At 53.9% G+C, this 13,219-nt stretch carries 13 protein-coding genes; 3 read left to right on the forward strand and 10 right to left on the reverse strand.

Annotation, left to right across the window (positions count from 1 at the left end; genetic code table 11):
- Positions 1 to 7: 7 nt before the first annotated feature.
- Entirely contained in the window at positions 8 to 667 is a 660-nt protein-coding gene (locus tag QSV34_RS02420) for a methylamine utilization protein (RefSeq protein WP_289151692.1), read from the reverse strand.
- A 137-nt stretch (positions 668 to 804) separates the two neighbouring features.
- Positions 805 to 1,398 carry a TIGR00645 family protein gene (locus tag QSV34_RS02425; RefSeq protein WP_289151694.1) on the reverse strand — a complete coding sequence of 198 codons (594 nt, stop codon included), beginning with the start codon at positions 1,396 to 1,398 and terminating at the stop codon, positions 805 to 807.
- A 6-nt stretch (positions 1,399 to 1,404) separates the two neighbouring features.
- On the opposite strand from QSV34_RS02425, the gene QSV34_RS02430 reads away from it, so the two are divergent.
- Positions 1,405 to 2,616, forward strand: coding sequence for an MFS transporter (locus QSV34_RS02430; protein ID WP_289151695.1), 1,212 nt, complete (start codon positions 1,405 to 1,407; stop codon positions 2,614 to 2,616).
- 16 nt (positions 2,617 to 2,632) lie between these two features.
- Complete coding sequence (asnS, locus tag QSV34_RS02435) at positions 2,633 to 4,024, forward strand: asparagine--tRNA ligase (protein ID WP_289151696.1); 1,392 nt, start codon at positions 2,633 to 2,635, stop codon at positions 4,022 to 4,024.
- Positions 4,025 to 4,118: 94 nt separating this feature from the next.
- Here the strand turns inward: asnS and greB are convergent, their stop codons facing one another.
- From greB to yciH, 4 genes are read right to left on the reverse strand one after another with little or no spacing between them, the layout of a single operon-like run.
- The gene (gene greB, locus QSV34_RS02440) at positions 4,119 to 4,622 is read right to left on the reverse strand and encodes a transcription elongation factor GreB (RefSeq protein ID WP_289151697.1); all 504 of its coding nucleotides are present in this window, start codon (positions 4,620 to 4,622) and stop codon (positions 4,119 to 4,121) included.
- 2 nt (positions 4,623 to 4,624) lie between these two features.
- Positions 4,625 to 6,568: a dipeptidyl-peptidase 5 gene (locus QSV34_RS02445; protein WP_289151698.1), complete on the reverse strand. Its 1,944-nt coding sequence runs from the start codon at positions 6,566 to 6,568 to the stop codon at positions 4,625 to 4,627.
- Complete coding sequence (locus tag QSV34_RS02450) at positions 6,568 to 7,875, reverse strand: amidohydrolase (RefSeq protein WP_289151700.1); 1,308 nt, start codon at positions 7,873 to 7,875, stop codon at positions 6,568 to 6,570. The genes QSV34_RS02445 and QSV34_RS02450 overlap by 1 nt, the downstream gene beginning before the upstream one ends.
- 4 nt (positions 7,876 to 7,879) lie before the next feature.
- On the reverse strand, positions 7,880 to 8,203 hold the full coding sequence (yciH, locus tag QSV34_RS02455) for a stress response translation initiation inhibitor YciH (protein ID WP_289151702.1): 324 nt from the start codon (positions 8,201 to 8,203) through the stop codon (positions 7,880 to 7,882).
- 94 nt (positions 8,204 to 8,297) lie between these two features.
- On the opposite strand from yciH, the gene QSV34_RS02460 reads away from it, so the two are divergent.
- Positions 8,298 to 9,104 carry an ion transporter gene (locus QSV34_RS02460; protein WP_289151704.1) on the forward strand — a complete coding sequence of 269 codons (807 nt, stop codon included), beginning with the start codon at positions 8,298 to 8,300 and terminating at the stop codon, positions 9,102 to 9,104.
- A 114-nt stretch (positions 9,105 to 9,218) separates the two neighbouring features.
- Here the strand turns inward: QSV34_RS02460 and QSV34_RS02465 are convergent, their stop codons facing one another.
- The 4 genes from QSV34_RS02465 to QSV34_RS02480 all read right to left on the reverse strand — a co-directional run bounded on the left by QSV34_RS02465 (position 9,219) and on the right by QSV34_RS02480 (position 13,211).
- Positions 9,219 to 10,391, reverse strand: a complete 1,173-nt coding sequence (locus QSV34_RS02465) for a putative bifunctional diguanylate cyclase/phosphodiesterase (protein ID WP_289151706.1) — start codon at positions 10,389 to 10,391, stop codon at positions 9,219 to 9,221.
- A gap of 12 nt (positions 10,392 to 10,403) precedes the next feature.
- Positions 10,404 to 11,588, reverse strand: coding sequence for a cyclic di-GMP phosphodiesterase (locus QSV34_RS02470; RefSeq protein WP_289151708.1), 1,185 nt, complete (start codon positions 11,586 to 11,588; stop codon positions 10,404 to 10,406).
- Positions 11,589 to 11,677: 89 nt separating this feature from the next.
- The gene (locus tag QSV34_RS02475; RefSeq protein ID WP_289151710.1) at positions 11,678 to 12,538 is read right to left on the reverse strand and encodes a formylglycine-generating enzyme family protein; all 861 of its coding nucleotides are present in this window, start codon (positions 12,536 to 12,538) and stop codon (positions 11,678 to 11,680) included.
- Complete coding sequence (locus QSV34_RS02480; protein WP_289151712.1) at positions 12,525 to 13,211, reverse strand: cupin domain-containing protein; 687 nt, start codon at positions 13,209 to 13,211, stop codon at positions 12,525 to 12,527. Before QSV34_RS02480 ends, QSV34_RS02475 begins: the two co-directional genes overlap by 14 nt.
- Between the last annotated feature and the right edge of the window lie 8 nt (positions 13,212 to 13,219).

The following is a 13,219-nucleotide window of genomic DNA, read 5'->3' on the forward strand; positions in this document are numbered from 1 at the left end:
ACAGCCCCTAATAGTTATCGTCATCGAATTGCTGACCCGGCGCCTCCGGGCGGAAGGCGCTTTTCAGCTTATGTGTCAACTTGAAGGTCGCAGTCAGCGGTTGCCCTTCAACAACCTCTACCTCCACAGGCGCCAGGTCTTTTTTGTGCAGGCGCGGGTGCCATAGATGCAGCTGATATTTACCTGGGGGTACATCGACTAGCTGCTGATTGCCCTCACTCAATTGGGTGAAAAATGGTGTGTCCACTACCAGAAGGTACGCCAGCATCCAGTCGTGGATATTGCAGCCCAGAACCACCAGGCCGGATTTGTCGAACAACACTGGCCCGGGAAGCTGCTTTTTGTACAACGGCAGTTCAAAGGATTTGGCGGGCGAGAATGAGTAAACGTGGTGGCTGGTGTTGTCGCGGTTGGGAAATATCACTTGGGTGTTGCGTTGAATAACGGATATATAAGGGTCGAACTGCAGGTCGCGCTGAACGATAGTGGCTTCTGTCTGCGGGGCGGAATCAGTGGGGATGGTGTGTGCGACCGCGTAGACAATGGCCTGATCTAACTGCACCGGTGTGCCGCTTTTCGACGTAATGGCTATATCGATGGAGGCGTTGGCTGCGGCGCAGAAACAGGCCAACAACAGACCCGTATACAAACGGCTGAATAGCGACATGGATTTCCCTCACACCAAGCCCATTGGGCGACATAAAAATTATTGTTTTGTGTACTTGATGGTGACACAAGCTGAGGAAAATAGTTCGCCCCAGCCATTAAAACTGCCAACTAATGCCAGTTTATCGGCCGGATTGGTTATTTCTTGAGTCGATCCAAAAACCCCATGGCAAAGGCGGAAACGACGAAGGTGAGGTGGATAATCACGTACCACATAAGATCATAGTGTTCGATTTTTTCCAGCCCCATAAATTTTTTCAGCAGGTGAATAGAGGAAATCGCCACAATGCTGGCCGCTATCTTGGCTTTGAGCGATGAGGTATCCAGCTTGCCAAGCCAGTTGGGCTTGTCTCCATCTTCTTCTACGTCCAGCTGGGAGACAAAATTCTCGTAGCCACTCATCATCACCATCACGATCAAGCCGCCCACCATGGCAATATCGATCAGCGACAGCACAATCAAAATCATACTGGCTTCGCTAATAAATGGGCTTTCTACCAGCAGGTGATACAACTCCATAAAAAACTTCACACCCAGCGCCACTACAGCCAGGCTCAAGCCCAGATAAATAGGGGCCAGCAGCCATCTGGCACGGTACAGCAGCCCTTCAATCAGTCGTTCCATGTTGTCCTCAGTGTGCAAAAATTGATCGTCGCCAATCATAGCGAAATCGCGATTCGTCTGTCGAGATAGCGTGTCGGTGGTATCATTGCCTCTTTGTTTATCCAACACTGTTTTATGTCCATTATGCATCCCACCTCCGATATTCGTGGCTGGCGCAACCCGGAAATGTTCCTGCTGTTGCTCACCTTTGCCATGTCGTTGTCTTTCGCCACCTGGCTGTCGCTGCTTAACAACTTTGTGATTGAGCGGGCGGCGTTTACTGGGGAGGAAATCGGTATTCTCCACAGCCTGCGTGAGGTGCCGGGCTTTCTGGCGTTTACGGCGGTGTTTCTGCTGTTGGTGATTCGCGAGCAATCTCTGGCGCTGGTGTCCATGGGAATTATGGGGTTGGGGGTAGCGGTTACCGGTTACTTCCCGACGGCCATTGGCCTGTATTGCACCACGGTGTTGATGTCCATCGGCTTTCACTACTACGAAACCGTTCAGCAGTCGCTGGCGTTGCAGTGGTTCCCGCAAGAAAACTCTGCCAAAAGTCTGGGTAAATTGGTGGCAGGCAAATCGGCGGCGGCAGTATTGGCTTACGGCCTGATCTGGCTGGCGACGACGTTCTTTGCGGTGGATTACCACTGGGTGTACCTGATCACTGGAGTGATTTCCATGGGCCTGGTGTTATTTGCGGCACTGGCTTTTCCGACGTTTGCCCAGCCCCACGTGCAACACAAGAAAATCATTTTGCGCAAACGCTATTGGCTCTATTACGCGCTCACTTTTATGGGCGGCGCGCGGCGGCAGATTTTTGTAGTGTTTGCCGGTTTCCTGATGGTGGAAAAGTTCGGCTATTCGGTGGCGGATGTGGCTTTGCTTTACTTGGCCAACCATACGCTGAACGCCTTTTTAGGCACTAAAATTGGCGCCTGGATCAGCCGCGTGGGTGAACGTGTTGCCTTGCGAGTGGAGTACATTGGCCTGGCGCTGATTTTTACCGGCTACGCCTTTGTAGAGAGCGCCAATGTGGCGGCGGCGCTTTATATTCTCGATCACGTGTTGTTTGCCATGGCCATTGCCATGAAAACCTATTTCCAGAAAATCGCCGACCCCAAAGACATCAGCGCCACAGCGGCGGTGAGTTTTAGCATCAACCATATTGCCGCGGTGGTGATTCCCGCTGCCTTTGGTTTGATTTGGTTGGTTTCACCGGGTTTGGTGTTCCTGCTGGGTGCCGGCATGGCATTGATATCCTTGCTGCTGGCCACCAATGTGCCAGTGGCGCCAACCCCGGAAAATATTACCCACTGGCGGTCATCTGCCCAGTTGCAAAAAACTTGATAGAAGGATAAAAACCATGAGTACCAATGCCATTGCTCAGCTGTTTCGCGGTGACTGTGAACTCGGCTCCAAAGTGGTTGTAAAAGGCTGGGTGCGCACCCGGCGCACCTCAAAAGCAGGTATTTCCTTTGTGGCGGTGCATGACGGCAGTTGCTTTGACCCCATTCAGGCGGTGGTGCCAGAGAGCTTGGCCAATTATGAAGAAGTGACCCGTCTGGGGGCCGGTTGTTCGGTGATTATCAGCGGGACTCTGGTGGAATCCGAAGGCAAGGGTCAGTCCGTGGAAATTCAGGCGGAATCTGTAGAGGTGGTCGGCTGGGTAGATGATCCAGAGGCGTATCCCATTGCCAAGAAGCGCCACACCTTTGAATACCTGCGCACCCAGGCCCATCTGCGCCCGCGTACCAATGCCTTTGGCGCTATCACCCGGTTGCGCAATACCGTAGCCAACAGTATTCACAACTATTTTTACAACAACGGTTTCAATTGGGTGAATACGCCGCTGATCACCAGCAGCGATTGCGAGGGGGCAGGGGAGTTGTTCCGTGTGTCCACTCTCGATATGGCCAACCTGCCACGCACAGATAAAGGCGATGTGGATTACAGCCAGGACTTTTTTGGCAGTGAAAGTTTCCTCACTGTATCTGGTCAGCTCAATGTGGAATCTTACTGCCTGGCCATGAGCAAGGTGTACACCTTTGGGCCCACCTTCCGGGCGGAGAATTCCAATACCTCCCGCCATCTGGCGGAGTTCTGGATGGTGGAGCCGGAAATTGCCTTTGCGGATTTGGAAGATGATGCAGCGCTGGCGGAAGATTTCCTCAAACAGGTGTTCCAACAGGTACTGGAACAGCGTGAAGATGATATGGCGTTCTTCGCCCAGCGGGTGGACAAGGAAGCCATCAATCGTTTGCAAAACGTGATTGATTCCAAGTTCGTTCACATGGATTACACGGACGCCATTGAAACTCTGCAAAAGTCTGGCAAAAAATTTGAATTCCCAGTGGAGTGGGGTGTGGATATGGCGTCGGAGCACGAGCGCTTTTTATGCGAGGAATACGCCAAAGGCCCGGTGGTGGTGAAGAATTACCCGACAGACATCAAAGCGTTTTATATGCGCCTCAATGACGACAATAAAACCGTGGCCGCCATGGATGTATTGGTGCCGGGGGTGGGCGAGCTGATTGGCGGCAGCCAGCGGGAAGATCGCCTCGATGTGTTGGACAGCCGTATGGATGCAGAAATGCGCGAACACCTGTGGTGGTACCGGGACTTGCGCCGCTACGGTACCGTGCCTCACGCCGGTTTTGGTTTGGGCTTTGAACGGCTGATTAACTACATCAGCGGTATGGAAAATATCCGCGATGCGATTCCATTTCCGCGTACGCCGGGGTCTGCACCTTTTTAAACTCCGTTTCCTGTAGGGTGGATTAGCGTTAGCGTAATCCACCAGAGCCAACTGCCTTGCGGTGGATTACGCTAACGCTAATCCACCCTACGGGTTAATTCGATTCATATTCGATCTCCACAATAACCAGCTCGTCCTGTCCCGAAGGGGTGATTACAGAAACTTCATCATCCAACTCTTTCCCCAACAGCGCCTTCGCCATGGGTGAATCCACACTGATGTAATTTTTTGCCGGATCCAGTTCGTCGGCGCCAACTATGCGGTAGCGGTGCTCGTCACCAGCACTGTTTTCCACGGTAACCCAGGCACCGAAAAACACCTTGTCGCGATTGTCGGGAATGCGATCTACCACTGTGAGGTTTTCCAGACGCTTGCTCAGGTAGCGCACTCGGCGGTCAATTTCCCGCAGGCGTTTTTTGCCGTAGATGTAGTCGCCATTTTCCGAACGATCACCATTTTTGGCGGCTTCCTGCACCGCGGCCGTTACCTGGGGGCGCTCCACTTTCCACAGCTGTTTGAGTTCTGCTTCCAAGCGAGCGGCACCGGCGGCGGTGATGTATGGAGAGCTTCTAGGTTGCGGCGGACGATAGCGGCCCATAGTCAGTCCATATTGTTGATGCGGACTGGTTCCACCGGTTCTGCCAGCTCGAAGTCGAAAACTCTGCTGTAAAAATAGAGTTCGGCCTCATAGGCACGAATAATATTTTCCGCTTTGCGGAAGCCGTGGCCTTCGCCCATAAAGGGTACGTAGGCGTTGGCAATTTTTTTCTGGTTGAGCGCTGCGGTCATCGCCTCTGCCTGATTGGGAGGTACCACTTTGTCGTCCAGGCCCTGGAGAAAAATCACCGGGCTGTCTAGCTGCTCGATATGGTGGATGGGAGAGCGCTCTTGGTATATCGCTTTGCTCTCCGGGTAGGGGCCTACCAGGCTGTCCATATAGCGGGCTTCAAACTTATGGGTATCCCCGGCCAGCATTTCCAGATCGCCGATACCGTACAGGCTGGCCCCGGCTTTAAAGGTGTTGTGGAAGGTCAGTGCCGCCAGCACGGTGTAGCCGCCAGCGCTGCCGCCGCGAATGGCCATGCGCTGTGGATCGGCCAATTGTTTTTCAGCCAGATGGTTTGCACCGGCCACCACATCATCCACATCACACAACCCCCAGTTGCCTTTCAGAGCGTCCCGGTAGCGGCGGCCAAAGCCGGTGCTGCCGTGGTAGTTCACGTCCAGTACAGCAAACCCGCGGCTGGCCCAGAATTGTGCTTTCAGATTGAGGCTGGTGCCGGAAGCCGCTGTGGGGCCACCGTGGCACATCACCATTAACGGTGGCAATTCGCCTTGCGGTGCCTGGTAATCCTGATTTGTGGGTGGGTAGTAAATGGCTTGGGCGTATCTATCGCTGGTGCCTTCTTTTTTAACGGAAGGATAACTGATGGCCTGTGGTTGGGATATAAAGCCATCGTCAAAAGGCAGCGGCTTGCCGCCGTAAACAGGGCTGATGTGGTTGTCTGTGAACTGAGCCAACTGTGGCGCGGTTGTAGCGGATGAAGCGATAAAGAAAGCATTGCCGCCCTGAGCGTGCAGCGCGGAAATATCGCTGTAATCGCTGGGGTGGTTGTGCAAATCGCCACTGTTCAAATCGATGGTAGCCAAATGCCAGCAGCTTTGTTGTGTGTAACAGCAAACAATCCTGTTGGCATCCAGAAAACCGTAGGTAGACATACCAAACACCCACTGGGGCGTGGCGAATTCGACGTCCATAGGGCATATGTTGGTTGCCTGCAGGTCGTCTCCCAGCCGGTAAATATTCCACCAATTGCTGCGATCAGAAACAAAGTAGAGTTTGCCGTCCGGCGACCACTGGGGCTGGAAGATCGATTCGTTAGGGCCGCCAGCCACTTTGTGGGCATTGTGCGGTCTGCCGTTGGCAAAGTCCGCTAACCACAGCTCGGTGCCATCCCAGGGCATTTGTGGGTGGTGCCAGCACAGCCAGCTGATTTTTGTGCCGTTCGGGCTGATGCGGGGGTTGCTGTAAAAGTCTGCACCGCTGGCGATGGTGGTCAGTTGCTGAGAGCCATCCAGAGGCACCGCTACCAGGGTGTTTTCGGGCTCATGGCCGCTGCCGTGTTTTTCGCACACGCAAATCAGTTGCTGGTTGGTGACGTCGATACAGAAATCTGCGTAGCGCAGCGAGTCGTCTTCCGGTGTCAGTGGTTCGGGTAGCGCGCCTTCGTTATTCACTGGCAGGTGGTAGATGCGCTGGTCGGCATCCAGACAAAAATAGAGCACGTCATCCGCCACCAGATAGGGGGCTCCACCGTATTCGTGCACTTTGCTGCGGGCGCCCAAGGGGGCTGGAAGTACATCGCTAACGGTGCCGTCGGCACTGCGCCGCATCACCACATTGCGGCCACTCTCCCAGGGGCGGGACTCCAACCAGTAGAGATTGCCGTTGTCCCAGTGGGGCTGATCCAGGCCGGGGGCGGCTTTGGTAATCAGCTGCGGGGTGATTGGGGATTTCCAGGAACCGTAAGAGGCCGTTTTCATTATTTCTTTTCCATCAATTCCTTGACCAGAGCGGTCATGGCACTAACACCGGTTTTCAGGGTGGGTTCTGGCTCCGGGGCAAAAAAGGGTGAATGCAGGGAGGGCAGTGATTCGCCTTTCTTTGTGGCCTCTGCGTACAGCGCCGGGTTGACCGCACCCAGCCAGAACATATGGGTTGGAATGCGTTCTTTGGTGCGGCCGTAGCGGGCAAAGTCTTCGGCGGCCATTACCGGGGGTATTTCCAGTACGTTGTCTTTGCTCAAGATGTTGTTGAGGACAGGTATCAAACGTTCGGTAAGTGCCGGGGTGTTGTACACGGCGGGTGTGTAGTTGGCTCGAAAAGTGATTTCAGGCATGAGTTCATCGGGCAGGCCATAGCTTTTCGCTTGGCCAATGGCAATGCGACTGATGGCGTCGGTTAATTGCTTGTGAACGTCGTCCCGATAGGAGCGAATAGTTAATTGCAAATCCACATAATCGGGAATGATATTGCCTTTGGTGCCGCCGTGGATAGAACCCACGGAGATCACCCCAGGGTCAAGCGGGGAGATCTCTCGTGAGACGATGGTTTGCAGCCCGGTAATGATTTGTGCGGTCAGTACCACCGGGTCTTTGGTTTTTTGGGGAATGGCGCCATGGCCACCAATGCCTTTTACTCGAATGGTTGCAGTTTGCGCATTGGCCATGCCGTATTCCGGGGTGTAGCCAATTTTGCCCGCTGGCAGGGTGGCGTCGGCGTGCATCATCAGGTTGTAGTCGGGCACCGGAAAGCGTTCAAAAAGGCCTTCTTCCAACATTGCTCTGGCACCGGCACCGCGTTCTTCCGCAGGCTGGCCAATCATCATCAGGGTGCCGCTCCAGCTGTCTTTATCTTTCACCAACTGGCGGGCGGTGCCCACTAAAACTGTCATATGCACATCGTGGCCGCAGGCGTGCATGACGTGTACGGTTTTGCCGTTTTCGTCAGTAACCGTTTTGGTGCTGGCGTAGGGTTTGCCAGTTTGTTCTTTGACGGGCAGGGCGTCCATATCCGCGCGTACCATCACTGTGGGGCCATCGCCGTTGTGTAGCAGGGCAACCAGCCCGTGGCCGCCCACACCGGGGGTGACTTTAAATCCCAGTTGGCGCAATTCATCGGTCAACAGCGCGGCGCTCTGTTGTTCCTGGAAGGATAGTTCCGGGTTCTGGTGCAGGTGCTTGTAGAGGGACACCAGATCGCGTTGTTCGCCTGCATATGCCTGACAGGCGAGAGCAGGAAATAGCAGTGACAGCAGCAGTTTTACGAAAGTCTTATTTGGAGTGTTCATGGTTTTAACCTCCGGCGAGTTTGACGGTATGGCCCTGTTTTTCCAGTTCGGTTTTAATTTTTTCTCTGGCGTCGCCCTGGATTTCGATAACGCCATCTTTAACCGCGCCGCCGGTTCCACACAATTGCTTCAGTCGCTTCGCCAGTTTTTTGAGCTCGGCATCCGGTAAATCGAGACCGGTGATCAGACTGACCCCTTTGCCTTTGCGGCCTTTGGTTTCCCGGTGTATACGCACTATGCCATCGCCACTGTGGCGTTCGGCAGAGGGTTCTTTTTGTTGAATACGCCCACCATCGGTGGAGTAAACCAGGCGGCTGTTTTTGCTCATTGTTGTGTCCTTGAAGTGAAGCCGGATTGTAGCTTATCCAATAGGTGTACTCACGGTGCTACAATCGATTCAATACGCCTTGGATATAACGATTATGCCTGATACCACTCTGCGCCAGCGATTAAATACCGTTATTTTCGGCACTGCCACGCCAGCGGGGCGACGCTTTGATCTGGTGCTGATCTGGCTGATCAGTATCAGCGTGGTGGCGGTGATGTTAGATACGGTAACCGTTGTGGGGGATCGCTATGGCTCTGAGCTGCGTACCATCGAATGGTGTTTTACGGCGCTCTTCACTCTGGAGTATCTGGTTCGGATTTACTGTTCGCCTCGGCCCCTGAAATACATATTCAGTTTTTATGGGCTGGTGGATTTGCTGTCTATTGTGCCCACTTATTTGGGGCTGTTCTTCGACGGTGCCAACTACATTCTGGTCATTCGTCTGCTGCGAGTGTTGCGTATATTCCGGGTATTAAAACTGCTGCGTTACACCAGCGAAGCCAATGTGTTGATGCGCTCGGTGTACCACTCGCGGCGCAAGATTTTTATCTTTTTTAGCGCTGTGTTGGTGGCCTGTACGGTGTTTGGTACCTTGATGTATTTGGTGGAAGGGGCCGATAACGGCTTTACCAGTATCCCCAAAAGTATTTACTGGACGATCGTTACCATCACTACCGTGGGCTACGGGGATATTGTGCCAGTGACCGCTTTTGGCAAGGTAATTGCCAGTATGGCTATGCTTACCGGCTATTCTATTATCGCTATTCCCACCGGTATTCTCACCGCTGAATTGGCCAATGAAATGCAACGAGAGCGTGTTGGCCGGGGTTGCCGCAATTGCGATAAAAGTGGCCACGACCGAGATGCGGTGCATTGCAAGTTTTGTGGGGCGAAGCTATAACAATACGTCGTCATTGCGAGGCCGAAGGCCGCGGCAATCTCCATCACGTCACTGCTAAACTGGCCGAGATTGCCGCGTCGCCTGACGGCTCCTCGCAATGACAAAGGTTTTGAATTACTGCTGATTTGGCTTATAACGCTTGTCAAACTCGCTAAGCGGGAGCGGCTGATCGTAGTAGTGGCCCTGCAGAATATCGCAGCCCATTTCTTTCAAGCGCACAGCAACTGCTTTGCTTTCCACGCCTTCGGCCACGACTTTAAGGGAAAAATTGTGGGCCAGTTCGATAACGGTTTTGGCAATAGATTGATCTTTGGGTGAACCGAGCATTTTCACCACAAAGTTCTTGTCGATTTTTAATTCATCGGCGGGCAAATCCCGGAAGTAGGCCAGTGAGCTGTAGCCAGTGCCAAAATCATCGATCGATACCCTGACACCGATTTTTCTCAGCTTCGCCAATTGCGCCAGCATCACTTGCTGATTGTCCGCCATGATGTTTTCAGTCACTTCCAGAGTCAGTCTTGAGGGCGTTACTGAAAATATATCGAGGGCATCCCGGACGACGGTCAGCACTTCATCATCCATCAGCAGTGACGGGGTGATATTGACGGATATACCCAACTCCGGTGACCACTGAGCCATGGTAGCGACGGCAGACTTAATGGCCCACCAGGTCATTGGGCGAATTACCTGGTGTCGTTCAGCGGCGTCGATAAAGTGGCTTGGCTCCAGCACTTTACGGTTTTTGGTGTGCCAACGTACCAGCGCTTCAGCACCGACCAGGTTATTGTGGCGGGCGTGTACTTTGGGTTGGTAATAAAGCTGCAACTCGCCCAGTTCAACGGCAGCTTCCAGGTTGCTGATAAGCTGCACTTCGTCTTTCAAACGGCCCTGTTGCTCTGGGCTGTACAGCTGATAGAGCGTACTACTGCGTTTGGCGCTGCGCAGGGCGGCGCGGGCTTCCTGAATGGCAGTTTGGGTGTCGTCCTCCAGCAGGGTAAAGCCGGCGTGTATGGGTATGGCCACCGGGTCGCCCAGCAGGTCGCAGGGTTCTTCAAACAGGCGCGCCAGTTTGGCGGTGGCCAGTTCGAGAGCGGCGGGCGTGTCCATGCCTTTGAAAATGACCAGAAAGCGCTGGTTTTTGAGGATGCGGGTTTTGTCGTCCGGGCGTGGCCATTCCTGCAGGCGGCTGAAAAAATCCTGGCGCAAGTATTTGGCGCTTTCGCTACCCAAGGTATCCACCAAGTGTTCGTAGTCGGCGAGATCCACCAAGCCGAGATAGCTTGCCATCAGATACACCTGCTAGATAAAGAATTCTTCACTGTTTACCCCAAAGGTGCCTGGTTGCAATTCACGTACAATCCAGCGGGCGTCGCCGCCTACCAGGCCGGATGCCGCCAGGTCCATTAGCTCCACTTGTGGGCGGCGCACTTTGTTGCTATCCAGCACCAGCACCACTTCCGGTTTCAAACGTCGGGTTTCGTTTTGTTTGACAACAATGCCCACTTCGCCGCTGTTAAGCTCAACCAGAGAGCCGGTGGGGAACAGGCCAATGGCCTGTACAAACTGTTCCACCAGGGATTCCTGAAACTTACTACCTTTGATATCCAGCAACTCCTGCACCGCTTCGTAAGAGCTGCGTGACGGCGCGTAGGGGCGTGGGGTGATCATGGCGTCGTAAGTGTCCACCAGACCGGCAATACGTGCTAGCAGCGGTATGGATGCACCGTCTACACCGCGAGGGTAACCGGAACCGTCGTAGCGTTCGTGGTGGTTCTCGATCACGGCGAGAATTTCCATGTCCGCGTCGCCGGAGGCAGCCACCATTTTTGAGCCAATCAGTGGATGTTCCTTCAGGGAATTGCGCTGCTCGTCAGTAAGCGGGTCGGGCTTTTCCAGGTAATCGCCAGACAACTTGGTCATGCCCACATCACACATCGCACAGCCGACAACCAGCTTTTCCAGTTCGCTGCGTTGCAGCCCCAGATGACGGCCGAGAATGGCACCCCACACAGCCATGGAAATGCCGTGGTTGTAGCGGTAGTCGCTGGCTTCTTTCAGCCGCACCAGAGCGGCCACTGCTTCTTTGTTACGAAACACGCCGTCAATCAGTGGATTGACCGCTTTCTTCACTACAGTAATGTCGGTATGACGGCCTTTGGAGAGTGAGTCGAATACCCGGTCGAGAGATTCACTGGCGCTTTCAAAGGACAGTTTGGCCTGCTGGAAGTCTGCCTTTATACGCAGGCGGGGATCTTGTTTGGGCGTCTTGGGTGCAGTAGAAGTAAATGGCAGGAAAACCTTGGTACCTGAATAGTCGATGTCCACATACACGTAGTCGACGTACTGGGATATGTAGTGCACCTCATCCTGATCGCGCACCACAAACCCCTGCAAGGCAAACGGGGTTTCCAGCCAGGGGCGATCCAGCTCAGCCACAAACATGCCCGGTTGCAGGTTGGCGACGGCGACTTTGGTGAGGCGCATTAGGTCATTCCATGTTGTTGATAGTGTTGAAGAATAGTGGCCATTGCAGACAGTGTCCACTGCTCAATTGAGAGTTTAACCAGTAGAGGTTAAGGCCTGCTTTTATCGACGGGTATTTGCTGTTGCTCAACGTCGTAAGCGCAGCGAAAACCATTGGACCCATAAATACTACGATGGCCAATGGGGATTTTGGCCCAGCGACTGGAAAGGGTTTGGCGCTGGGCAGATTCGTCCCAGGCGCCGCCGCGGATCACCCGTAGACGACCGTGCTCAGGGCCGTTTAAATCTCCCTTGGCGTAGAGTGTGTTGTGGGAATTTGCGGTATAGCGGTTGGCCACCCACTCGGCAACACTGCCTTGCATATCGTACAAACCAAAGTCGTTGGCTGGGCGACTGCCTCTGGGCCACAGTAAATCCCGGCCACAGCCGTCAGTTTCTCCCACTGTGTTGTCCACGGTTATTCCGTCATCCATGATGGCGTGAGCGCAAGTGGCGTCATCGTTGCCCCATGGGTAGCGAGCAGTACTACCCCCGCGTGCAGCGAATTCCCACTCGGCCTCTAAAGGCAGTCTGCCGCCGCGCCATTGGCAATAGGCTTGAGCCTGAAACCAGTTCACGCAATTGACGGGAAAGTGATCCCTCCCTGGCCCGTTGTAGGTGCAATATTTATTGCGTTTGAAATCAAATGGCGGTGTGCAGTGGCCACTTTTTACGCAGGCTTTGTATTCCTCAACCGAAGTTTCGTGGCGGTCGATAGCAAATGGTAGAACCGTAACGCTAACCCCGCCTGCTGGACCTTCGTCCGGATCGCAATGAACATCATTAATTGCACACCCCATAGCGAATGTGCCGCCAGGCAACTCAATAATCACCTGGGGCTCCGGTTCTGAAAAGAGTACCGGGGAAGCCAGCAAGACGATAGCAAATACAAGGGTTTTAAGGGCTTTCATCGGGAGGTAAATGGCCGGTTTTAACGTAAATCAGCGCGCCATCGTCTTTGCTGAAAGGGTTGTGGGTGCTCATATGCGGGCTTCGTAGCCAGCTGCCTGCCGGATAGCTGCCGTGCTCGTCGTGGAAGGTGCCGTCAAGGACAAAAATTTCCTCGCCGCCCCAATGAGTGTGAGGCTGGAATCGGGTGTTTGGTGCCCACCTCACCAAGGCGACGCTCTCAGCACCAAATTCGTGTAGCGGCAATACGGTTAAACCGTCCACCAGGCCGGGTTGCCAGATGCTGTTGTTCGTGTCGATTATTTTTTGTTCGGTATCGTCACTGTCAAACTGCTGCAACTTCACAAAAATGGTCGCCCCTTCGGCACCAATAATGGGAGTGTGGGCGGTGCCAATCGGGTTGCGCACGTAACTGCCTTTGGGGTATTGGTTGTGCTCATCGGCAAACACCCCATCGAGCACCAGAAACTCCTCACCACCGGTATGAACATGAGGTGAAAATTCGCTGTGTGGCGCGTAGCGAACTATCGATGTGGCTCGTGCCACTTCTTCCCCAACTCGATCCAGCATCATGCGCTCCACACCAGGCATGGGTGAAGGCAGCCATTGGTAATCATCAGGACGAACCACGGCGGGTTTGGAAAAATCCGCATTAACACGGGATGGGGTTTTCATAGTTACTG

The sequence above is a fragment of the Porticoccus sp. W117 genome (assembly GCF_030341905.1).
GTDB lineage: Bacteria > Pseudomonadota > Gammaproteobacteria > Pseudomonadales > Porticoccaceae > SCSIO-12696.